Here is a 24,503-nt window from a genome sequence, read left to right on the forward strand (position 1 = left end):
TAATGAAAGCTTAATTGACGGGGTTAGGAACATGGAAAACGCCAGTTGAAGTAATCAATTTAACAACTAGAGACACATTGTTTTATTAATTTGATGATTTTGCCAGCAGGTTATATTTCCTAAAAAAATGTAAAGCAATGGCTGAATAATTATACTTTGGAGCATCTCCAAAAATGGAGGTTTCAAAATAATTCTGCCGACTTTTCTTTTGGATGTAATCAGTTGTGTTCCAGTAACCACAATTGTAAGCGGTTGCATAAAATTGAAGTTTATCTTCGGTTGAATGCCATATTAGCTTACTATGCTTTTTCTCGCACATAAAATAGAATGCAATGAGGTACATGACTTGGCTTTGCAATGACTCGAGATTGTTAACCAAGGCCTTTCTTCCTGACTCCTCATTGGAATCAATTATTATCCGATTGAAACGTGTTGCCATTTTTGTTGTTTGCAGATCTTTAATCAGGTGTTCTGCAAAGGAGGGTTTCATTTGGAAATTACCAATTGAGAAATCGGCATAATCTTGTCCAAAGGAAGTATAAAGTATTTTCAGCCCTCCGATCTCCATCTTGTCTCGCAAAACTGAATAGCGAATCAGCTCAGGAAAAACAATGGCAACAGCAAACTGCGCCGGTACATTGTACCGTGCTAGTGTGTCGGTAATCCACGAGTTTTTTTCCAAAAAACGTACAGCTCGTTGATAATCTGCACCAAATTCGGCCTCATAGTTTACCTGTTGAGCTGTAGCTTTAGTTATTAAAACGCATAGAATAATTGCCAGACCTAAATGCTTAAATTGATTTAGAATAGCTGATAATTGCATGGCTTTGTTTTGATACTGCAATCCAGTTAATAATAGTTTTGCCATTTTGATTGACAGATTTTATATTAAATCCATCTTCAATCGCTTCTCCTGAACTAAAAATCAGTTTATTATTTATAAGCGCCACCCATGCGGTTCCCTTTTCATTAATCCAAATGTCTTTCCATGATGAACTTATTGAGGTTGAGTTTTCTTTAATCTCTTTGCCATTTAGGAATATCGCCTTGTCATTAACCGTGATTAAGTGTCCATTTGGATCATACCAAACACTATTTAACTGAGGTGAGATTATTTGCGTTGTTCCGTTTAGCGTTGCAAAAACTGTTTTGATTGTTCCTTCAGCGTAGCTGTTGCCAATATCCATTCCCCAGAAAGCCGCATCGTTGAACGTTGGACTAACGACCATTTGTCCGGTTAGTTGAGCACTTTTTGATATAAGCACCTTCTTGCCATCTTGGTTGATCAGGTATTTTTCTTTCTGCTCGTCGCTGATATCGTTTGAAATAAGAGCAATATACTTCGTTTTCTGAGGATTAACTTTCATTGCTTCCAGTAATGAAAACGGAACGGATTTTTTTCCATTGAATAGGATATAGTTTTTGTCATCATCGGACTTTACATAATTCTGATAGACGTTGAGCATTTCGTTTGAGTCATATCCTTCAGGCGACTGATTTTCATCGTCCTGATTTTTTTTCAAAAAGTCCAATGGGACGCTTTTTGCAGGGAATGGTCCTTTTTTGATGCCGTTTTCAACCACATAGCGAGCTCCGCTTTTATCAACAATTACTAATCCTGAAATCTTATTACCAGCGCCAATCATAATCCTTGACTCCCGATAATCGATCCGCTCTCCCTCGGCCAGTTGGTAAATCATGGTACTTTCCACATCTTTAAGCTGGTCACTGGTAAGTCCTGTTGAAGAGGAGTTTCCGGTATTCTGCCCGCTTGCAGTTGTAGTAGTTGTTTCATCGGACTTTACACCAGTTACTTTATTTATTTGCTCATTGGTTTTATCCTTAAGTTTTTTCAAAAGCTGAGCCTCTGCGATAGGAGAAATATGTAATAAACATAAGGAGAGTGCTAGTTGATAGAAGGTTTTCATGCTAATGTTAGTTTAAAATTAGATAGTTTTGTATTGTTCATAATATCAGCAAGTTATATTTATGTTTCTTATTCAAGATAAGTAGTTTTACCTAAATATGCTGATCGAAGTGTAAAAAAAATGTCACTTTGAAGTCCTTATACTAATTTGAGTTTGGGCTTGGATCATAAAAAGACTTTGAATAACTCAATTAAACTTCTGCGCAACTACAACAGATTTTTTATATCGTCTAATAGTACCTGTAGCATTAAAAATTTCGATAAGTAGAAGATGTGGTCCAATGAATGCAGGCTGTAGACTATCTGTCAGTCCGTCCCAAACAATACTTCCTTCTGTTCCCAGTAAAAGATTATTGGCCAGTCGTTTGATCATTTGCCCGTTTCTGTCATAAACAAAGATGTTGACCACAAGACCGTTTTCCCGAAAGTGATAGTTGATAGATAAGATATCATCCTGTCCATCGTTATCAGGAGATATGATGGATGAGGACAGACTAATCTCATCATTTATAGTATCATCATGCTGTGCTTGAGAATTTTGATATCCGGGAGTTGCATATCCAACGGTTGAAGATGCTGAATGAAAATTGCCGGGAGCATTTGTTGCTCTGCTTAGACTTACACGTTCCAAAGAAACTCCTTTTGGATCATTAATTAACGCAAAATGCATTTTTTCTGAATAGTCAAATCGATCAATGATCTCGGTCCGACTTTTAAGTAAAACTGTTCCTGCATTGTTATTATAGGCGGGTATTGTTTTTACTTTGATAAACGCTTCAGGATTCTTGCAATAATATTGTTCCTTTACTACATTCGGATTAGCGCAAATTACGGTAATATCACCGGGATGCATCAATGTTGTATTGAGCGTTATCGGATAAAATAACAACGAATCTTTACTGTTTCTCCCTCCAATCATTAATTCCTTAAGATCGATAACTTTCATGGAGTTATTAATGATTTCTACAAAATCGACTCCATTGGGCTTGGGATTAAACAAAATTTCATTAATTAAAATATCACCCGGTTTTATTTTATTAGGTAAAAGAAAATTGCTTGAAAAGCTACGTTTATTTCCAAAACAATCTTTTAGCTCATTTATTAGAATACCGTATTGAGAACCTTCAGTTAGTGGTTTTTCAAGATGGATAATGAGTTGCTCGTTGAAAGGATTAATTAGTTGAATGTTTTTAATTTTTGCTAGCGGTTGTAATTGTATGTTTTCTGTAAGCACTGAAGAACTATCAATACCGGTACTGAAATTAACAGTGAGTGTAAGGCTGTCAATAACATTTAAAGAAGTGATTGCTAAGTTAGTTAGTGTAAGATCCGAAACAGAATTTCTTTTACCGGGAGTGCCTCCTTCCGCTGCTACGCTTGCTGTCCAACGTTGTGCTGGGTTACATAAAAGCATATCCTCCATTAATTCGAGTGAGTAACCACCACTTTTTTTGTGAGTGTCTCGATACCATGCATCGGAATAATTAACCTGATTGATTACTGCTCCTTCGGCATTTTTTAGGGTTAATAAATCTCCGGAGTTATTTAATGATGGCCATGGCGAAAGACCGAGCGTTTTCCCATAATGCAAATAATTTGAGGTGTCATTTTTTGAACAAAGTATAAGGTATTCTTTCGGATTGATCACGCCTTCATTAAATGTATAAATAGTGGTAACATCTGCATATTTCCAACCTTTCAGATTAATTACAGAGTCGGATGTGTTGTAAAGTTCAACAAACTCGCTGGTAGGTAAATCAATTTGGTGACTTGGATTAGGGAACAATTCAGTGAAAATTACATCTCCTGGTTTGCCTGCATAAACTGGTGGGAGTGGTTTAATGGCTTCATGTCGTTCAATTGTCAGTTCGTCAAAATAGAATTGGTTACTTCTTGAGGCAGTATACTTAGCTAGTATCCCAAAAAAGGAGGTTGTTTGGTAAGTATTGTCGGTAATGCTTCCATCGGTTACAAATTGTGTTTCATTGTCAATCTTTGATTTTATTTCCCATAATCCGGTTATTGACCTAGAGACCTCAATAGAAGCTTTAAACTGCGATGCTTTGGTTCTTGGCCTCGGAATTCCGTCGAAGAGTTTTGTGAGCTTTGTTCCGACTTGTTTATAAAGATCAAAAGAATCGCTCGAGCCACTCTTGCCAATTTGAATGAAATAGCCATTTAACGCCTGATTCAAGTCAGGCTGATCTGAGACTAAATAAACACGTAATTGATTAGATGTTGATGGATCAAAATCCATTTGAACATAGAAAGACCACCTTGTGTTTACGGACAGTGAGTTTGCGGTTGAAATGTAAACCTGTTTATTGGTGGTTGATTTTTTTGTTTGTAATTGTTCATTTGCATTAACAAACCATTCAGTGATGTCACCATTCCATTGCGGATTTGATGGGTAATTGGAGGTTTTGAATGAATCTTTTACTTGTGAATAACTGTTCACATATAAAAATGTTAATAAAATAATAAAAATGTTTTTCATAATTGGTAATATTGCAGCTAACGGTATATGGCCGTAAAATTAATAATTACATAAAAAATAGCTAAATGAAAGTCGCAGTAGTAGGTGCAACCGGATTGGTAGGCACAAAAATGTTACAAGTATTAGCGGAAAGAAATTTCCCTGTTTCTGAATTGATCTTGGTTGCTTCTGAGAAAAGTGTTGGTAAGGAAATCGAGTTCAAGGGTAAGAAGTACAAGGTGGTTTCTATGGATAATGCTATTGCGATGAAACCGGAAATAGCAATTTTTTCAGCCGGAGGAAGTACTTCAACCGAATTTGCTCCAAAGTTTGCAGCAGTTGGAACCACGGTAATTGATAACTCATCGGCATGGCGTATGGATCCTACTAAGAAATTAGTAGTACCAGAAGTTAATGCGAATGTGTTAACTAAAGAAGATAAAATTATTGCCAACCCTAACTGTTCTACTATTCAGATGGTGGTTGCATTAAAGCCTTTACACGATAAATATCAAATTAAACGTGTGGTGGTTTCTACTTATCAGTCTGTTACAGGTACTGGTGTTAAAGCGGTTACTCAGTTGATGGAAGAGCGCCAGGGCATTAAAGATGGTACAAAAGCATATCCCTACGAAATTGATTTGAACGTTATTCCTCAGATCGATGTTTTCCTTGACAATGGTTATACCAAAGAGGAAATGAAAATGATTAAGGAAACCAATAAAATTATGGGTGACGATAGTATCAAAGTTACAGCAACTACTGTTCGTATTCCGGTAATGGGTGGCCACTCTGAATCAGTGAATATCGAATTTGCAAAAGACTTTGACTTAGCAGAGGTAAAACAATTATTATCATCGGCCCCAGGTATTGTGGTAGTTGATGATACTGCAAACCTGCAATACCCAATGCCAAAAGATGCTCACGAAAAGGATGAAGTATTTGTAGGCCGTTTACGCAGAGACGAATCTTTGCCTAATACATTAAATATGTGGATTGTTTCTGATAACCTACGTAAAGGTGCAGCGACAAACGCAGTTCAGATCGCTCAATACTTAATCGAGCATGAATTAGTTAGTTCAGCGGTAGAAGCATAATAAATTCCGCTTTGAAAATATAAAGGGGTGTTGCATTTGTGCAGCACCCCTTTTTTAGTATATAACTATGAGTAAATAAATGTAATTGCGAATAACTACGCACCAATTATTTTTTGTAACTTCTATTTTTGTCGTCATGTTACATTTTTTTGATATTGACCACACCTGGTTCACCGTGATGGGTTACCCAATGAGTCATATTGAGTTTTGGGGAACTATTGCCGGTGCCGTGGCTGTTTGGCTTTCATCGCGGGCTAATATCTGGAGCTGGCCATTAGGACTAATCAATGTAACATTGTTCTTCTTTATCTTTTTTCAGATACAATTGTATCCGGATATGTTTCTGCAGGTGTTCTTCTTTATCACCAATATTATAGGCTGGTGGAATTGGGCTCACCCCAAACCTGAAGAGGCAGATCGAAAGCATGAATTGAAAGTAAGTTTTACGGCCGTAAAATGGTTATTGTCTTTACTTGCTATAGGTTTTATTGGTACTTATCTACTCGGGAATCTTGCGCAGAATTTACACACATGGCTACCGCTAATTTTTAAAAAACCGAGTGCTTTTCCGCATCTCGACTCGTTTGTACTGTCTTTTAGCATCATTGCAACATTTATGATGATTCGTAAGAAAATAGAATGCTGGATAGTATGGTTGGCTGTTGATGTGGTGTGTACCTACATCTATTTTATTAAAGGCGTTAGGTTTATTTCTGTTGAATATTTTGTCTTTTGTATAATTGCAGCTTTAGGTTATTGGTTTTGGTACAAAGAATATAAATCGTATCAAAACAATAATGTCTCGGCTGCTATAAATAAGTAAACATTTGGAAAGAGCATTACCATCAACCATAAAGAAAATTTGTATTTACGGGCCTGAAAGTACCGGTAAAAGCACATTGGCGGCATATCTTGCATTTAAGTTTAATACATTATATGTACACGAACTTGCACGTGATTTTATCTCAACCAATTCATTTACTGTTGATGATATATTAAAGATTGGAAAGGCTCAAACCGAGAGTGTATTGGAAAAAAGTAAAAGGGCTAACAAGTTTTTATTCTGCGATACCGATCTGATCACTACTCAAATCTATTCTGAGCACTATTTAGGTATAATTCCGGATGAACTTTACGACTGGGAAAAGATGGTTACTTATGATCTTTATTTTCTGATGGATATCGATGTTCCATGGGTGCCGGATGGATTACGTGATTTGTGGCATAGCCGTGAGCAAATGTTTGATCGGTTTAAGGAGGAACTTGATAAGAGGAATATTACTTATTACAAAGTCAGCGGAAGTTTCAGAGAACGCCAACAGTTTGTCAGCGATAAAATAAATGAGCTTTTCAGTAAATAAACAAGAAAGACGAATTTTAAAATTCGTCTTTCTTGTTTGGAATTATAAATATCGCTCTTTAATGATGTTTGAATGGTGTTTAGAATGGCCGGCAATAATATAGCCCAACGCTAAAGCAGTGCAAGTTTGGCTGCTGCTGATACCTTTACGTGTTAATTCATCATCGTCTAATGAGTTAAATAGGCTTAAGGTTGCATTTCGTACTGTTTTAAACTCTTCGATTACGCTTTGCAAACTACGTTTGCCAGCATTGGCAAAGTGGATGAACTCATTCTCATCAAAGCTGGGTAATGGAGTAGTATCATTTCTCGAAAATCGAAGGGCCCGGTAGCTGAAAATACGTTCGGCATCGGTAATATGTAGTAATACTTCTTTTAAAGTCCATTTGTCCTTAGCATAAGCAAAGTCGGCTTTATCTTTCGGTAAGGAATCAATGAAGGTAAAAAATTGCTCAGTGCTGTTCTTTAGGGCGTCCTTAACATCCTGTTCTTCAACTAAACTTATATAATGTTCAAAATAAGTTGCGTAAGTTCCTTCGGTTGGTCTCATATCAGTACAATTGTTTTGTTCAAATATATAATTTAGTAGACAGTAAAAAATACCTTAGAAGAGAGTTTTCGAAATAGTTGCATTAGTTTTGTTGCAGTAACTAGTTCTTCTGGATTGTATAATTTGATTGATTAAATGTTGTAGCACATGATAATAGTTCTTACGGCAGTAACAGTATTCTTGGTTATCCGGTTTTGTGTTACTTTATTCAACTTTATTTCTAAACCCAAGCTAACAAAAACATTTAGAAGGTATAACGAGCTTGTATCTATTCTTATTCCTGCCCGTAACGAAGGCGATAATATTCTTCCGCTTCTTGAATCGATAAAAGAGCAGGATTATGATAACTATGAAGTGATAATTTTAGACGACGGATCATCTGACAATACATTTGCTTTAGCAAGTGCTTTCGCCAAGGATGATAAACGTTTCAGGGTTATTGCCGGGGAACCTCTTCCTAAAGATTGGCTTGGGAAAAATTTTGCTTGCCATCAGTTAAGTGAACAGGCTAGTGGTGAATTCTTATTGTTTGTTGATGCGGATCAAAAATTGAAAAAAGGGTTGATTAACAGCTCCATTTACCGGATGAAAGTTTTCAGGCTTGCAGTTCTTTCTCTTTTTGCAGATCAACGTATGCATACACTCGGTGAGCGACTGGTTGTTCCTCTGTTAAACTATATCTTACTTACTCTTTTACCTTTACGTTTGGTTTCTATGACTAAATGGCCTGCATTTTCGGCCGCGAGCGGACAGTTTATGATGTTTGATGCAACTATTTATCGTCGCAATCAGTGGCATGAGGAAGTGAAAAAAGACATTAATGAGGACGTCGAAATAATGAAACTGCTAAAAAGCAAGGGGTACAAAGGTGATGTGCTTTTGGCGAATGGTTTTTTGGAATGCCGGATGTATACTTCCTATTTTGACGGATTACAAGGTTTGAGTAAGAACTTATTGGTTGAGTTTGGTTACAGCGTTATTGGTTTGTTAGTCTATCTTATCCTTATCTTCTTTGGTTATAGTATTCTGTTTATGCTTCCAAGCTATGAGTTGTTAGGAGTTGTAGTGTTTTTGGTAGTCGGAATGCGATTCATGGTTTCTTCCATGAGCAATCAAAATATTTTACTCAATTTTTTGCTACATCCGCTACAGATGATCACCATTGTATTGGTAAGCATATTATCCATTCATAAATACATGACGAAGTCAATTCAATGGAAAGGACGGAAAATTTTACAGTAGTAACGGATAAACTATGTCATCTTTCCGTTGTTTTAACATCAAACCTATCGGGAAGTGCTAATAGTTTATAACTTTGTCTTCTGTTAGTTCCGCTCTTTGGTTGGCTAATTTTAAAATCCATCATTTATATAAAAATGCTCAATTTAAAGGTAGATATTGATAAAGAATCTGGTTTTTGCTTTGGTGTGGTATATGCCATTGACATGGCGGAAGAGATCTTAGAAGAGCAGGGTTATTTATATTGCCTGGGCGATATTGTACATAATGATGAAGAAGTTGCACGGTTGAAAGCTAAGGGATTGAGAATCATTGATCATGAAGCATTAAAGAATCTTCGCGATGAAAAGGTGCTGATTCGGGCCCATGGCGAAGCTCCTGAAACTTATCGTCTGGCTGTTGAAAATAATATTCAATTAATTGATGCTTCTTGTCCGGTAGTGTTAAAACTTCAAAACCGGATTAAAAATACACATGACGCTGATGAACCGATCTTGATCTATGGCAAACATGGGCATGCTGAAGTAATTGGTTTACAAGGACAAACAAGTGGCTCCGCATTGGTTTTCCAGGATATTTCGGAGTTAGACGGAGTTGAACTTCCTAAGAAATTCTCACTTTATAGTCAAACGACCAAAAGCACTGCTAATTTCTATAAAATAAAAGATGAGCTTTTAGCGCGTGGATATGATGTTAAAGCGAATGATACTATTTGTCGTCAAGTATCTAATCGTGATAAAGATCTACCTGAGTTTGCGTCAAAATTTAACAAGATTGTTTTTGTATCAGGAAAGAAATCATCAAATGGGAAAGTGCTGTTTGAGGTTTGCCGAAAAACAAATCCAAATACATTTTTCATTTCTTCGGTAGATGAAATTGATTCTTCTTTATTTTTTCCTGGAGAATCAGTAGGTATTGCTGGGGCTACATCAACCCCAATGTGGTTGATGGAAGACGTTAAACATGCATTGGAAGCATTATAAACAGGAATTCATAAATAGAAAGGAATTTCCCATTCAGGGATAATGATGAAAGGTAAAAAAGGAATACTTTTAATTAATCTGGGTACGCCGAATAGTCCCTCAACTGCTGATGTTCGTACTTACTTAGATGAGTTTTTGTCTGATCCAAGAGTTATCGACCTTAATCCAATCGGTCGATTTTTTTTGGTTAAAGGCCTCATTCTTCCATTACGTTCTCCTAAATCGGCTGCCACTTATCAAAAGATATGGACGGAAAATGGTTCTCCATTGTTATATTATACCATTCGCCAGAAAGAATTACTTGAGCAACGCTTAGGAAATGAATACATGGTTGAATATGCAATGCGTTATCAAAATCCAAGCATTGAATCAGTCCTTGAAAAATTCAGAAAAGCAAAGGTTTTTGATATTAAGATCATCCCTTTGTTCCCTCAGTATGCTTCTGCAACTACAGGTTCTGTGCACGATATGGTGATGGCAGTAGTGAAAAACTGGCAAATAGTTCCTAATATTGAGTTTGTAAACAGTTTTCCTGATCATCCAATAATGATCGATGCATTTGCAGAGATAGGTAGTAAATACGATCATGCAGCTTACGACCATGTATTGTTTAGCTTTCATGGACTACCTAAGCGCCAATTAATAAAAGCTGATCCAAGTGGTTGTCATTGTCAGCAGGTAGAAAATTGTTGTGATAAGATCAATGTTAATAATCAATATTGTTATAGTGCCCAATCACATTTAACAGCACGATCAATCGCTGAAAGACTAAATATTCCGAAAGAAAAATACAGTATTTGCTTTCAGTCGCGTTTAGGCCGTGATCCATGGGTGGAGCCTTATACCAGCGAAGTAATTACTAAGCTTGCAAAAGAAGGCAAAAAGAAATTATTGGTATTCTGTCCTGCTTTTGTGGCAGATTGCCTGGAAACAATTTTTGAGATAGGCATTGAATACGATGAGGAATTTAAGCATATGGGAGGAGAAAAAGTGCAGTTGGTACATGGTTTAAATGAGCATCCAAGATGGATTGATGCATTGGAAAATATTGCAAGAAATTAATTTTTGCCCTAAAAACAACGAACCCGAATCTAACTATTCGGGTTCGCTGTTTTATAATGTTATGATAATAGGTCTAAAATTTTGCCGTGTTTTCCTCTTCTAAGTGATTGCCAAGAGATTCTCTTTTTGCTTTCATTTCAGCAATTACTTTTGCTCCAAACTCTTTTACCCTTTTAATCATTGCCTCAATTTGCTGTTGATCACGATACTCTGAAATTAACATGGCTTTAGCTTCTTCAAAACCACGTTTGAAAGGAGTAAGACTCATCATTTCCATTAATGGAGTGTGCTTATGGTTGGTTTCCCGTATTCCATTTAAATCATTTCGTCGTAAGAACGTCTCATAATTACCAGTTAGTTCATTAACAGAATCAACTGCGATATCTAAAAATTCACGTAGAAAGTCAGGGTTGTCTTCTGTAATTTCTAAGATCTTAGAAAAATCAACTAATTCTTTATTCATGATCTCATGTGTTGTTTGAGTTTCGGCAAACTCATGTGTTCTATTTAAACATTTAACTATTGTTAAATATAAATCCTGAGGATCAAAAGGTTTAGTAAGATAAGCGTTCATTCCGAGATTATAAACACGGTCTCTTACTTCAACCAAAGCCGCTGCAGAGAGCGCGATTATTGGCAGGGTTTTATATTTCTCATTATCTAAAGAACGTATTTTTGGGGTGGCTTGGTATCCGTCCATTTCTGGCATGAGCAAATCCATCAGAATTATGTCGAAATCTTGTTTTTGAACCATTTCTATGGCTTTTCGTCCATTATTGGCAAAAGCAACCTCAGCATTCCATTTTTTCAAGAATTTTTCAATTACAACTCTGTTGGTCGAATTATCTTCTGCTACCAGTATATTTATTCCATCCAACGATGGTTTTCCGATCGATTCGGCATTAGCAATTGTAGAAAGTGATTGACCTTTATATTTCTTCAATCGTAAAGTAAAGAAGAACGTTGAGCCATTTTCTTTTTCGCTTACTACATTAATTTCGCTATTCATTAATTGCAATAAACGCTTAGTAATGGCTAATCCTAAACCGGTACCACCAAATTTACGTGTAGTTTCGGAGCTGGCTTGAGTAAAGTGTTCGAAAATGTAATCAATTTTATCCGGAGGAATACCGATCCCCGTATCAGTAATGGAGAAATAAAGATCGGCATAGTCGCCTTCCTGTTGCAATTGTTTAACTTTTATGGTTACGCCACCGACATCCGTAAATTTGATTGCATTGCCAATTAAATTGGTTAAAATTTGGGCAATACGCGATGGATCTCCAATAACTAATTTATGGAACGTATCCACAATCTCCATGTCCAAGTTGATCCCTTTCTTGTCAGATTGGTAAAGGAAGGAGTTATAGATATGATCTAACAGATCTTCAAGATTAAACGGAATGTTTTCAAAATCAATAACACTTGACTCAATTTTATTATAGTCTAGTATATCATTGATAAGAGCAAGTAGGTTTTCTGAAGAGAAACGAAGGGTTTCTAGTTTTTCTAATTGCGATTCAAGAGGATTTTCTTCCAATAAAAGATTCGCCATGCCAATAACAGCGTTTAATGGCGTGCGGATCTCATGACTCATAGTCGATAAGAACTGAGATTTTATGTCAGCTGCGTGTTCTGCTTTTTCTTTAGCTTCAATCAGTTCCTGTTCAAATTTTTTAATGTGAGTAATGTTCTTTCCAAACATTGCAGCCCCTATTACCGATTTGTTTTCATCGTAAATAGGATTAAAAGAAGTCTCATAAAACACTTTTTTGCCATCCGCCAAGAACTCATTTTGCTGGGTGAACCGCTCTCCTGTAAAGGTTCGTTGGTATAAAGTTCCCCAGAAATCATAATCTTCAATAGTAAAATTGTTAAGTTCTGAGCGTTTCTGGCTCATATCAACCCTAAATATTTCTTTTAAGCGTTTTCTGAAAGCATTGTTAGCTGTAATTAACTTATGATTCGTATTGATAGACCAAATAGGCTCATCAATATTATCAATCAATGCCATTAGATTTGATTCATTTTGTTTGATCGTTTGCTCAATCTTTTTCTTCTCAGTAATGTCATTGGCAAAACAGATATAGCCCAGTAGGTTTCCGAAGTTGTCTCTTAGTGCACTTATGTTAATCTGTGTAGGAAATTTACTTCCATCTTTTCTAACAAAGTTTAATTCATGTTCACAGTGCATGTTTAGCTTTGCTTTAACTACTAATGCATCCTGCAATGGAACAGGAAAGCCTAATTCGGCTGAAAATTTTGAGGCTAAAGCTTCGCAGTCGCTTAGGTCGCAGAAGTGTTCATATGATTTTGTATCTAATACTTCATCTGCTCGATAACCCAAAATCCTTTCAGCAGCCCTGTTAAATATTTTTATACTATAATGCTGATCAGTAACAATTACTGCATAACCGGCATTATCCAAAATGGCTTTCTGCAGTTGGGCCATTTCATCAATTTTTTGCTCATTGATCTTTTGCTGGGTGGTTTCAATACCGTAAATGGTAATACCCTCAATTTCATTATTAGCAATAATTGGCGTAAACGCATATTGAAAATATTCCTGTTGGCCATTAAATTCCATTGCCAACTCTTCCGAGAAATAGATTCCTCCTAATGCTTTATTGTAAAGATTTCTCCATTTTTCATGATAAACAGTCCCGTTGAGATGAGCAAGCTGATCATAACCTTTTACCGGAACAAAACCATGCGTTTTTTCGAAATATTCGCGGAATTTGTGGTTGGATGTAATAAAACGATATTGGCGGTCAACAGACCATACTAATGCGTCCGTATTTTCCAATAATGCCGTTAAGTTGGCATCCTTTTGTTTTAATTTAGACTCAAGGCGTTTGGTTTCAGTAATATCCTGAATAATTCCAGATAGTTTATAGACTTTACCATTCCGATAAGCCGGCTGTCCGGACACTCTGGTAATAATTTTGCGATTGCGTGCAGTGAAGAATTCAATCTCAATATCAAAAGGTAAACCCGTATGAATGGCTTGCCAACTAGCTTCCACTAATTTGTCCTTACTTCCAGGCGTACTTCTTTTTAATAGCAGATCAGTATCAATTATAACTGAAGGGTCAAGTTCAAAAATTTTATAGGTTTCTTCAGACCATAATGAACGGTTGGTGTCAAGATGAAATTCCCAACTTCCCAGATGAGCGATACTTTGTGAAATACGTAGGAATTCCTCGCTTTTCTTTAAACCTTTTTCCTGTAGATTGCGAATGGAATCAATATGATTTAATTGATGTGCAGCCATAATGATGGCAACAACTGAAAGGATGATTACAGAGGTGCTTATTATAATAATGCTGATCCCGTAGGGAAGGAAATTGTAAAAATTGCTGGCAAATCGTAGTAATAACAGAAAGATAGGAATCAAAACAGCATTGGGAATCAATCGCCGGGCAACTTTGCCCCCTTGCAACTCTGAAGAAATAATGCTTACAAAACCTCTGTCTGGATATACAAACAAATACCCTAATCCTAATGCAGTAATCAGAACCGAGGTATGCAACGCCATTGGTGCAAAATATAACAGTTTTAAAAAGCTATTAAATTGAAACACGAAACCCAACAAACGGGTACTGCCAATAATAATAACTATGGAAAGCAATGTTTGAACCGCCGCAGTATACTTATTATAGTATAACATTGGTATTGAAAAAAGGAAAATCAGGAGACAGGTTAAACTAGCAGGCGACATTAATGATGAATCAGCACCTGATAATGTGGATGTTTTGCTAAGTAAATAATTGTTTAATTGTGGCTGGGCATTATAATATTGATAAATAATATAAACGCAAACTCCCGCGATAACCAATAAGTTAGCAGTTACTAATAATCGGTATGTTCTTGTATGGGGTAAGGGCTGAGTTAGAATTAATAAAATTGCGCCCAATGAAATTAACCCAATTGCTGTACTGGGTTTCATGGGGGCATAATCAGTAATTACCGATCTGAGTATTTCTATATCGAACAGCCAGCCCCAAATACAAAGTATGGGTAATAGGATCGATGCTAATGCTACCAGCTTAGCGAAGTTGACAAATTTGGTTTTAGCGTTGATTATGTTTGGTTCCATCTGCGTTGCTTACGATAAATTTAGAGCTTAGAGAGCGAAGTAAGTAGCAAGATGGCTAATATATATAAAAAAAAAGTGAATTATTGGTCTAATTCATTGAAAATAATAGAAGTAGCGTTGATATTTTGTTTTACATAATTACCCGATGCTAAGGCTGCGTCTGCTAATTTTTCAGGATTTTGAGAAAGAGCGCTGAAAATGAAATTTAACTCATCGAAATTAGCAATTGGGAAGCCTCCACCTGCTTTAATTAATTCCCCTGCTTCCATGAACTTCTTATAATTTGGGCCAAAAATTACGGGCAAGCTGAACGCTGCAGGCTCAAGGGTGTTGTGAATGCCAGACTTGCTAAACCCTCCGCCAATATAAGAGATGGTTCCATACTGATATAAAGATGTAAGCATTCCAATGTTGTCAATTACCACAATTTTACCTGCTGTATTACTTGGATTTTCTTTTAATTCGGAGAAACGAATTGCATTATTGCCTAGGTTGTTCATAATGTTATCCACATGAGACTTATCAACTTCGTGGGGGGCCAGGATTAATTTCCAATCATCGTTTAAAGTAGCTGACAGCTTATTTAAGAGCGTCTCATCTTCTGGCCAGGTACTGCCTGCAATTAAAACCTTTTTGTTGCCAATGAATGACTCAATTAATTCTATTTTCTTAGGTTGAAGACTGTTTTCATACACACGGTCAAAACGAGTATCGCCGCTGATGGTCCAGTTGGTAAAACCAATCTGCGTAAGCAACTCTCCTGATTCTTTATTTTGCACAAAGAAATGTGATACACATCTCAACATGTTTCGGTTAAAAGCGCCATACCATTTAAAAAAGATTTGATCAGGACGAAAAATGGCTGAGATCATGTATAATGGAATATTACGCTGTTTTAAGGCAACAAAGTAATGATACCAGTATTCATACTTAGTGAAAAAAGCTTCTTTCGGTTTTACAATGTCTAAAAATCTAACTGCATTTCCCTTGGTATCCAGTGGTAAATAAAAGATATAATCGGCTCCGGTATAATTTTTACGAACCTCATACCCCGAAGGCGAAAAGAAAGTCATCACGATGGCCAGGTGAGGTTTATCTTCTTTAAGTTTCTCTAAAACAGGTCTTCCCTGTTCAAATTCACCCAAAGAAGCGAAATGAAACCAAACCCGGTCTCTTGTTTCATTTTTTAGAGCATTCTCCAATCTTAAAAATAGATCTTTTCTTCCAGCTCTGAATAATTTCGCCTTCTCATTAAACGTTGAGAAGATAGTAACAAGCCCGCTGTATACACGGATAGATAAATTATAGAATAAAACCATTGGCAACAAAGGTAATTAGTTTATCCCATAACTGTTTACCTGCATTTAATAACTAAAAATTAGTTAGTGTTACTGGAAACTTAATACTTATAAATCAGAACAAATGAACTCATTTAGGTATATTCGCACCCGAATAGTACATATTACTAAAAACAATACAATCAAACCATATTGTTTATTTCTGTTATCAGAATAACAAAAAATACATAGAATCTAAAAATGAAAATCGCAGTTATAGGAACAGGATATGTTGGATTAGTAACCGGAACATGCCTAGCAGAAACAGGAAATAATGTGATATGTGTTGATATTGATGCTGAAAAAGTGGCTAAGATGCAACAAAGTATCGTTCCATTTTATGAGCCTGATCTCGAAAGCTTGTTTAAAAGAAATATTGCTAACAGGACATTAACATTTACAACCAATCTTGCTGAGGCTGTTAAAGAATCGTTGATTATTATTTTGGCACTTCCTACGCCACCAAGTGAGGATGGATCGGCTGATCTTTCTTATGTTCTAAATACTGCAAAAGCGATCGGTCCTATGATTGATGAATACAAGATCATCGTTAACAAAAGTACGGTTCCGGTTGGTACTGCTGATAAAGTAAGGGAAGCAATCGCTTCTTTTGCTCGTTATGAATTTGATGTAGTGTCTAATCCTGAGTTTCTGAGGGAGGGAGTAGCTGTCAATGATTTCATGAAACCTAGTCGTGTAATTGTAGGAACACGTTCTGAGAAGGTTAAGAAAGTATTTACTGAATTATATGCTCCATATATGCGTCAGGGCGAGCGTCTTATATTTATGGACGAACGCAGTGCTGAAATAACAAAGTATGCTGCTAATGCATTTCTTGCCACTAAAATTTCTTTCATGAATGAAATGGCCGGGTTATGTGAGATCTTAGGTGCAGATATTGAGCAAGTTCGTCGCGGAATAGGTACAGATGATCGTATTGGTAAACAATTCCTATATGCAGGTATTGGTTATGGGGGAAGTTGTTTTCCGAAAGATGTTCAGGCTTTAGCAAGAACTGCAACTGAAATAGGTGGTGATTTTAAAATCGTTGATGCTGTAATGAAAACTAACTATGCGCAGCGTGAGAAATTTCTTGATAAAGTAATTAACTATTTCAGTGCTGATTTAAAAGGTAAGAAAATAGCCTTCTGGGGATTAGCTTTTAAACCGGAAACAGATGATTTACGCGAGGCTCCATCCTTATATCTTATAAATGAATTGTTGGCTGAAGGAGTGAAGATAATCGCATATGACCCTGTTGCTATGGAGAATACAGAGCGTTTGTTGGGTGATAGGATTACTTACGCAAAGAATCAATATGAAGTGCTGGAAGATGCAGATGCATTGGTTATTGTAACGGAATGGAAAAACTTCCGTAACCCAGACTTTGATTTGATGATTGAAAAGATGAAGAAGAAGGTGATTTTTGATGGTAGAAACTTGTATAATCTTGAAAGAATGCAAGAATTAGGTTTCTATTATAATAGCATTGGTCGTGATATTGTTCAATCTAAATAATCTACTATATAAAAATGTCCAAATCTAAAGTTTTAATCACCGGAGGCACTGGTTACATAGGCTCTCATACAGTTGTTGAGTTAATTAATGCGGGATATGAGGCCGTTATTGTTGATAATCTAAGTAATTCTGAAAGATTTATCCTCGATCGTATTGAACAGATTACAAGGGTAAAGCCTACCTTTTATCAAATCGACCTTTGTGATAAGGCAAAAGTTGAAGAACTTTTCTCAACAGAAAAAGATATTGATGCCGTTATTCATTTTGCTGCATTTAAAGCAGTAGGAGAGTCGGTAAAGGAACCATTAAAGTATTTTCTGAACAATAATCTTTCGTTGATCAATTTATTGGAAGTAATGAAAGCAAAGGCAGTAAATAATATTGTGTTTTCCTCATCGGCTACTGTATATGGACAGCCTGATGTATTGCCTGCGACAGAAACGACGCCTTTTCAAAAAGCATTATCGGCCTATGGCAGTACTAAGCAGATGGGTGAAGAAATCTTAGAAAAGGTATCAGCGGCTACTAATGTTCATTCAATTGCTTTGCGTTATTTCAATCCCGTAGGAGCCCATAAAAGTGCATTGATAGGAGAGTTGCCTATAGGTATTCCTAGTAATTTAATGCCATTTGTAACGCAAACAGGTATTGGTAAGCGGGAGATGCTGACTATTTTTGGAAATGATTACAGCACCCCGGACGGAACTTGTATAAGAGATTATATTCATGTTATTGATTTGGCGAAAGCGCATGTTAAGGCCTGTGAACGATTGTTAGAAGGCAAGTCTGAAAGTAGATATGAAATATTCAATCTTGGAACCGGAAAGGGTACTTCAGTTTTGGAAATTGTAAATGCTTTTGAAAAAGTAACCGGACAAAAACTGAATTATAAATTTGGTGAGCGCAGAGATGGGGATGTTGAGTCGTTATACGCGGAAACCAAATTGGCAAATGAAAAACTTGGCTGGAAAGCTGAACTGGGTCTGGATGAAATGCTAAGTTCAGCCTGGGCATGGGAAGTTAAACTGAAAGAAACGGTTGATAAATAGAAATCGGTGTAATCAAATATAAAACAATGAAAAAAATACTAATTACGGGTGGTGCAGGATTTATCGGATCTCATGTGGTGCGATTGTTTGTAAATAACTATCCTGATACGAAGATATATAATCTGGATAAACTTACATACGCAGGTAATCTGATGAATCTTCAGGATATTGAAGACAAAGAAAATTACCATTTCGTAAAAGGTGATATTGTTGATGCTGCATTTGTTAATGAGTTGTTCGATCGTGAACAATTTGATGCAGTTATTCACCTGGCAGCGGAGTCTCACGTTGATCGTTCAATTGAAAATCCGCTGGAGTTTGTGATGACTAATATCATCGGAACTGTTAATTTATTGAATGCTGCAAAAAATAGCTGGAAGCCGGTTCTTGGAACAGAAATGACCGATAAGCGTTTTTATCATGTTTCTACTGATGAAGTTTATGGTACATTGGGAGAGACAGGAATGTTTACTGAAGAAACCAGTTACGACCCGCATAGTCCGTACTCAGCTTCTAAAGCAAGTTCAGACCATTTTGTGCGCGCTTATGGTGATACTTATGGACTTCCGGTAGTGATCTCTAATTGCTCAAATAACTATGGGCCATTTCATTTTCCGGAAAAGTTGATCCCACTTTGTATTAATAATATTAAAAACAATAGATCGTTGCCTATTTACGGTAAAGGAGAAAATATTCGTGACTGGCTATTTGTGGTTGATCATGCGCGTGCTATAGATGTTGTTTTTCATAATGCTAAGAATGGAAGCACCTACAACATCGGAGGTCATAATGAATGGAAAAACATCGATGTGATTCGTTTATTATGTAAGATCATGGATAAAAAATTAGGTCGTTCTGAAGGGACATCTGAACAATTGATCACATTTGTGAAAGACCGTGCCGGACATGATTTACGTTATGCTATCGACTCAACAAAACTCCAGAATGAATTAGGATGGAAACCTTCGTTACAGTTTGAAGAAGGCTTGGAGAAGACTGTAGATTGGTATCTAACGAATGAAGAATGGTTGGAAACTGTAACTTCAGGAGCGTATAAAGATTATTACAAGCAACAATATACAGCAAGATAGTTTTAATGTTAAGCTGTTGATACCAAGGAAGAATGCCGAAAAGTATTCTTCCTTTTTTATTGGCACTGTTTTTCTAGGATAATGAGTATGACAGTGAAGATAAAAAATATTGCTTTAATAATAAGATGCTTATTCTTAAAGCAATTGTCAACATTCAGCATTGTATTAATTTTTATTACTTCTCATTCAAAAGCTCAGGATTCTACTTTTGTTAAAGCTGTCAGACAACGCGATCTTATAGATGTTATTTTCCCTAAGAAAGAACGAAAAACCGGAATTGATACACTTGCTCCTAAAAATCTTGAACTCGGGATTTTTCCTTATGTGGGCTTCGGTCCGGCAACAGGGTTAGAAATTGGGGTTTCAGGAAGTGCCGCTTTTTTTACTGCCGATAGAAGATATACCCGCCAGTCACGGGCCGGACTCTCAGCTTCGTTTACATTAAAAAAACAATTATTTATTACTGCCCGCTCTATTATCTTTTCTAATAAAAATAAATGGCTTTTTGTAGGCGACCAACGTTACAATAAAAATACACAATCTACTTTTGGTTTAGGAACTACATCAATTGAAGATGAGGAAACGCCCTTAAAATATAAGTTTCTACGGCTTTCCGAAACTGCATTTTTTCATTTGGGAGGATACTTTTACGGAGGACTAGGAATCCATTACGATAAATATTATAATGTTGAGATTGATCCTGAATCAGATCAGTCGCCTGTAGATAATCCATATATTGATTACACAACAAGATATAACTTTAATCCAACCGAGTCTGCAGGGTCGGGAATAAGTGCTAACTTATTATATGATACTCGCGACAATTTATTTAATACCTATAAGGGATTGTTTCTTTTGGCAAACTACAGGGTTTACAGAGAAGGATTAGGAAGTACAACAGATTGGCAGGAGTTACGGTTTGAATTAAGAAATTTTCATTCATTAGCCTCCAATAACCGGCAGATCTTAGCACTTTGGATTTATTCGGACTTTATAATTGGAGGCAATGCTCCGTACATGCATCTTCCGGCAGTTGGATGGGATAGTTTTAACAATACAGGACGCGGATACATTCAAGGACGGTTTAGAGGACCTTCATTAATATATAGCGAATTGGAATATAGATATGCAATTTCAGGAAACGGACTTGTGGGTGGAGTTGCATTCGTTAATGCATCATCTGTTTCAAACCCTGATACGGATCTAAATCTCTTTCAAAACATTGCACCGGCAGGAGGTATAGGATTGCGGATAAAACTGAACAAAGAAACTCGGACTAACTTACGACTCGATTTTGCTGTCGGCAGGCAATCAACAGGTGTTTACTTAAATATTTCAGAGGCATTTTAATTATCAGGTTGTTGTTGCAGATAAACGCTTGTTAATCCATTTTAAACTTAATAAACTCAAAGCAGAATAGAAGAGCCATAATAGTAAGAGATGAAGAATAGCCTCGACGTTATTCATTAATCCGCCACCTTGCTGTACGAGCGACGTGTAGACCTTTAAGAATGGAGTTGTAGGTAATAACGAAGAGAACCATTGTAATGGCAATGGAAGCGATTCAAATGGCCATGAATACCCTGTAACCAGGAACACGGGATAAGTGCTAAAGGCCATTATCTGCACACATAAAAGCTGACTTTTAAAAAGTGAACCTATCCAAATACCCATTGGTATTATAGTGAGTAAAAAAAGAGCCATTATCACCGTAATATCAAAAGCCGACCCCCTTACAGGTAATTTTAAAACGGTAAAGTTTACGGTTAGGAAGAAAAAAGCATAACACATAAATAACAGAAAATAGAAACTCCCTTTCCCCCATAAGGCAACCGAATAATTTCCGGCTGTATCACTGAGTTGATTTATGGTATTCTTTTCCCGTTCCGAGGCCATACTGCCTGTTAATCCGATTAATAAGGTTTGCTGTAAGATGAGTGCAAGTATTCCGGGTAATAAAAAGGCTCCGTAACTTACGCGCTCATTAAACAAAGGACGATTGTCAAGATTCAGTGGCATCACTTCATGCATTGCTGTAGCTTCATTAAGTCCTTGCATTTCATAAAATTTTAATCTTACTCCTGCACCCACCGTTAATGAAACCTGAGTAACACCACTTAAAAGGTCGCTTGATGGAAGAAAACGTGCAGCATTTGCCGCCAGTACAATGTTTGCAGATTGTAAGCTAAGAACTTTCTTTTCGAGACCATTTTCGATAAATAGATATCCCTGGGTTTGTCCTTTATACATCATTTTCTGAGCTTCGTCAAGCCCGGGGGCAGAGATCAATTCGATCGCTTGTAAATTATTAATTTGTTCGGCAAGTTGTTTTGATAAACCGCTGTGGTCCATATCAACAATCGCCATTGGAATTTCCTCTTCTTCTTTATTGATATAAATACTGCCGTAAAAGAATGCATATAATACCGGGGCAATCAATAGGGTTAATAGCAAACTATGGTCTTTTGCTATAAGTGCTGCTTCTCTTAAGAAAAGAGTTTTAAAGTTATGCCATTGACTTTTTTTCATTGTTTACAGCTTTTCGAATTTTAAAGTGAAAAAAGACAACAGCCAAAGGAAACGTAACTCCAATAAATATCATTAATCTGCCAATTTCCGGAATCGCATAATTCATTGGCAATCCCATATAATAGATTTTGAAGAATCCGTCGAGGAAATGGGTATAAGGCATTATTTGTGCATAGTATTGATCGTACCACGGCATTGCCCAGCGAGGAAATGTAAATCCGCTGAAAACAAAAGCAGGTGAGGTATAAAACAAAGCAATGTCTGAAGCCAGCATGGTATCATTAAAAATGGATGAAACCAGTAGCCCTATGCCAATACAAGCTAATGCAAGAATGCTATATAAGAAAAAGAATTTTAAAGTTGCATCGGGATGTCCGATACCAAACACAGGGAGGATTACACCTGCTACTAAAATGAAATTGATCCAGGCCACACTCAGGTGTGCCAAGGTTTTACCCGCAATTACAGCAAAGGATGATCCATTGGCCAATGAGATCAATTCAAGAAGTGTATTCGTTTTTAGTTCATAATTTAACAACAGAACACTGACCATTATAATGAGCATTTGTAACCCCACAGTGATAAGGCCGGGTGCAAGATATTGCTGATAATTATAGTCAGCATTATACAACGTATAGGAGGTTAATCCCACTGGCTGAACCAGTGCCATCGCTTTTCGTTCATTCATCCCGGTTTTTACAAATTTTTGCAACATCACCCCGGCCCCACCCATAATAATTACCTGGACTGCATCTTTATAAATCAGCTTCGCAGGAACTAAAGATGCTCCGTTGGTATAAAGAGATACGGTAGCTGGATGTTTACTTTGCAGGTTTATGGCCATTTTAGTTGGGAAATGAACTGCTGCCAAAACTTTTCCGCTGCGAATCAAGTCCTGAAGTTCTGGCAAGCTATTTACCTGGTGCGTAATATGTATGGTTTCTGTTTGTTCTAAAAGAAACGTCAGCTGTCGCGAAATTGGGGATTGATCTTCATCCCAAATAGCAACAGGCAGGTTTTCAAGCTTAGGGTTGATATAGATATAACTGTAAAAGCAAAATAATAGGGGAGGCATTACTAATAAAATCCAGTAATGAACAGGAAGACTAAGTATCCGCTTCCATTCCCTTATCGTTATTTTCCAGATAGTGTTACTCATTTTAATCTTAGTGAGGCAGTCATCCCTGGGCGTAAACCATTGATTTTATTCATGTTCTCAGGCGTTATTTCAACAGTGAAAGTGCGTAGTTCAAACTGTCCGCGATCTTTTGTAGGTACCCAATTTGCAAATGAAAGTGTAGGAGATAATGCACTAACTTTTCCGTTTATTGCTTCAGGATCGCAACCTGGGATGGTTAATTTTACCTCGTTTCCTAATTGAAGAGCCTTGATCTTATCTTGTCTGATATTAAAACGAACAAAATAACTGTTGGTCCTTTGCAGGGTCATCATGGGATAGCCAATGGAAACAATCTCGCCCTCATTGATCACTTTTGTCGAGATAATTCCATCTGCCGGAGCATAAATCCTAGTGTTATCGGTTAAAGCTTTAGTTAGTTCATAAGCTTGTTCTGCCTGATGGAGTATGGCTGTTGAGGTTTTTATTAGCTCTGGATTAGCACCTTTTTCAAGCATTTGTAGATTTAGCTGAGCTACTTCCATTTCTTTTTTGGCTGCCTGAAGTTTAAAATAGATCAAATCCTTTTCCTGGCCAGATATCACCTCCTTTTTATAGAGGTTATCCATCCGGTCATATGTTTTCTTAACAAGATTATATTGTTCCTGTGCTATCTGGTATAATTTATTGGTTGAAGAAAGGATTTCCGGACGGGTACCGTTTTGTAATAACTGAAGTTGTGACCGTGCTGCGTCAATACCTGCCTTAGCTTGTTCTCGGATCGCATTAATCTCAGTAGTTCTCAGAACCCCTAAAAGTTGCCCTTTCTTAACAGTATCTCCTTCATCAACTAATAAACTGTCCAGTCTTCCCGGAAACTCTGCAGCAATATCAACGTATTTTGCATCAACCATGCCTACTTCTATATTTTCACTCTCAGAGGATCTCCTGAAAAAGAATATTACGGCAATAATGAGAATAAGTAAGGGAACCACTAAAGCCCAATAGTTTTTTATAAAAGATGATTTCATGCGTAAATACTATTAATTGTAAACAATCCTATAAAGAA

19 protein-coding genes are annotated in these 24,503 nt (G+C 36.8%); 10 read left to right on the plus strand and 9 right to left on the minus strand.

The features are described 5' to 3' along the window. Positions 1-85 precede the first annotated feature (85 nt). The 3 genes from SOLCA_RS22625 to SOLCA_RS21890 all read right to left on the minus strand — a co-directional run bounded on the left by SOLCA_RS22625 (position 86) and on the right by SOLCA_RS21890 (position 4,424). Entirely contained in the window at positions 86-823 is a 738-nt protein-coding gene (locus SOLCA_RS22625) for a hypothetical protein (protein WP_052308689.1), read from the minus strand. Continuing rightward, positions 792-1,928 carry a hypothetical protein gene (locus SOLCA_RS21885; protein WP_014682679.1) on the minus strand — a complete coding sequence of 379 codons (1,137 nt, stop codon included), beginning with the start codon at positions 1,926-1,928 and terminating at the stop codon, positions 792-794. Before SOLCA_RS21885 ends, SOLCA_RS22625 begins: the two co-directional genes overlap by 32 nt. Before the next feature lie 186 nt (positions 1,929-2,114). Beyond that, the gene (locus tag SOLCA_RS21890; protein ID WP_014682680.1) at positions 2,115-4,424 is read right to left on the minus strand and encodes a lamin tail domain-containing protein; all 2,310 of its coding nucleotides are present in this window, start codon (positions 4,422-4,424) and stop codon (positions 2,115-2,117) included. Between the two features lie 65 nt (positions 4,425-4,489). Here SOLCA_RS21890 and SOLCA_RS21895 point away from each other — a divergent pair, with 65 nt between their 5' ends. From SOLCA_RS21895 to SOLCA_RS21905, 3 genes are all read left to right on the plus strand, one after another. Beyond that, positions 4,490-5,500, plus strand: a complete 1,011-nt coding sequence (locus SOLCA_RS21895; protein ID WP_014682681.1) for an aspartate-semialdehyde dehydrogenase — start codon at positions 4,490-4,492, stop codon at positions 5,498-5,500. A 136-nt stretch (positions 5,501-5,636) separates the two neighbouring features. Next, complete coding sequence (gene pnuC, locus SOLCA_RS21900) at positions 5,637-6,323, plus strand: nicotinamide riboside transporter PnuC (RefSeq protein ID WP_014682682.1); 687 nt, start codon at positions 5,637-5,639, stop codon at positions 6,321-6,323. A 4-nt stretch (positions 6,324-6,327) separates the two neighbouring features. Then, positions 6,328-6,861, plus strand: a complete 534-nt coding sequence (locus tag SOLCA_RS21905; protein ID WP_014682683.1) for an AAA family ATPase — start codon at positions 6,328-6,330, stop codon at positions 6,859-6,861. Between the two features lie 42 nt (positions 6,862-6,903). Here the strand turns inward: SOLCA_RS21905 and SOLCA_RS21910 are convergent, their stop codons facing one another. Beyond that, entirely contained in the window at positions 6,904-7,410 is a 507-nt protein-coding gene (locus tag SOLCA_RS21910) for a DinB family protein (RefSeq protein ID WP_014682684.1), read from the minus strand. A 147-nt stretch (positions 7,411-7,557) separates the two neighbouring features. Between SOLCA_RS21910 and SOLCA_RS21915 the strand changes: the two genes are divergently transcribed. The 3 genes from SOLCA_RS21915 (at position 7,558) to hemH (ending at position 10,694) form a co-directional block, all read left to right on the plus strand. Then, entirely contained in the window at positions 7,558-8,652 is a 1,095-nt protein-coding gene (locus tag SOLCA_RS21915) for a glycosyltransferase (protein ID WP_014682685.1), read from the plus strand. A gap of 134 nt (positions 8,653-8,786) precedes the next feature. Next, positions 8,787-9,632 carry a 4-hydroxy-3-methylbut-2-enyl diphosphate reductase gene (locus SOLCA_RS21920; protein WP_014682686.1) on the plus strand — a complete coding sequence of 282 codons (846 nt, stop codon included), beginning with the start codon at positions 8,787-8,789 and terminating at the stop codon, positions 9,630-9,632. 42 nt (positions 9,633-9,674) lie between these two features. Further along, the gene (gene hemH / locus SOLCA_RS21925; RefSeq protein ID WP_014682687.1) at positions 9,675-10,694 is read left to right on the plus strand and encodes a ferrochelatase; all 1,020 of its coding nucleotides are present in this window, start codon (positions 9,675-9,677) and stop codon (positions 10,692-10,694) included. Positions 10,695-10,767: 73 nt separating this feature from the next. Here hemH and SOLCA_RS22630 read toward each other — a convergent pair whose 3' ends face one another. Beyond that, positions 10,768-14,793 (minus strand): PAS domain-containing hybrid sensor histidine kinase/response regulator, encoded by a 4,026-nt coding sequence (locus SOLCA_RS22630; RefSeq protein ID WP_014682688.1) that lies wholly within the window; start codon positions 14,791-14,793, stop codon positions 10,768-10,770. Positions 14,794-14,873: 80 nt separating this feature from the next. Further along, positions 14,874-16,112: a 3-deoxy-D-manno-octulosonic acid transferase gene (locus SOLCA_RS21935; RefSeq protein WP_014682689.1), complete on the minus strand. Its 1,239-nt coding sequence runs from the start codon at positions 16,110-16,112 to the stop codon at positions 14,874-14,876. A gap of 219 nt (positions 16,113-16,331) precedes the next feature. Between SOLCA_RS21935 and SOLCA_RS21940 the strand changes: the two genes are divergently transcribed. From SOLCA_RS21940 to SOLCA_RS21955, 4 genes are all read left to right on the plus strand, one after another. Continuing rightward, complete coding sequence (locus tag SOLCA_RS21940; protein WP_014682690.1) at positions 16,332-17,648, plus strand: UDP-glucose dehydrogenase family protein; 1,317 nt, start codon at positions 16,332-16,334, stop codon at positions 17,646-17,648. Positions 17,649-17,662: 14 nt separating this feature from the next. Then, positions 17,663-18,697: a UDP-glucose 4-epimerase GalE gene (gene galE / locus SOLCA_RS21945; protein WP_014682691.1), complete on the plus strand. Its 1,035-nt coding sequence runs from the start codon at positions 17,663-17,665 to the stop codon at positions 18,695-18,697. 26 nt (positions 18,698-18,723) lie between these two features. After that, the gene (rfbB, locus tag SOLCA_RS21950; protein WP_014682692.1) at positions 18,724-19,788 is read left to right on the plus strand and encodes a dTDP-glucose 4,6-dehydratase; all 1,065 of its coding nucleotides are present in this window, start codon (positions 18,724-18,726) and stop codon (positions 19,786-19,788) included. Positions 19,789-19,932: 144 nt separating this feature from the next. Next, positions 19,933-21,138 (plus strand): BamA/TamA family outer membrane protein, encoded by a 1,206-nt coding sequence (locus tag SOLCA_RS21955; protein ID WP_157604634.1) that lies wholly within the window; start codon positions 19,933-19,935, stop codon positions 21,136-21,138. 3 nt (positions 21,139-21,141) lie between these two features. On the opposite strand, the gene SOLCA_RS21960 is transcribed toward SOLCA_RS21955, so the two are convergent. Genes SOLCA_RS21960 through SOLCA_RS21970 form a run of 3 tightly spaced genes read right to left on the minus strand, consistent with a single transcriptional unit; the run spans position 21,142 to position 24,465 of the window. Continuing rightward, positions 21,142-22,317, minus strand: a complete 1,176-nt coding sequence (locus tag SOLCA_RS21960; protein ID WP_014682694.1) for an ABC transporter permease — start codon at positions 22,315-22,317, stop codon at positions 21,142-21,144. After that, on the minus strand, positions 22,295-23,476 hold the full coding sequence (locus tag SOLCA_RS21965) for an ABC transporter permease (protein WP_014682695.1): 1,182 nt from the start codon (positions 23,474-23,476) through the stop codon (positions 22,295-22,297). Before SOLCA_RS21965 ends, SOLCA_RS21960 begins: the two co-directional genes overlap by 23 nt. Further along, on the minus strand, positions 23,473-24,465 hold the full coding sequence (locus SOLCA_RS21970) for an HlyD family secretion protein (protein WP_014682696.1): 993 nt from the start codon (positions 24,463-24,465) through the stop codon (positions 23,473-23,475). The genes SOLCA_RS21965 and SOLCA_RS21970 overlap by 4 nt, the downstream gene beginning before the upstream one ends. Between the last annotated feature and the right edge of the window lie 38 nt (positions 24,466-24,503).

It is taken from the genome of Solitalea canadensis DSM 3403 (assembly GCF_000242635.2).
GTDB classification, from domain to species: domain Bacteria; phylum Bacteroidota; class Bacteroidia; order Sphingobacteriales; family Sphingobacteriaceae; genus Solitalea; species Solitalea canadensis.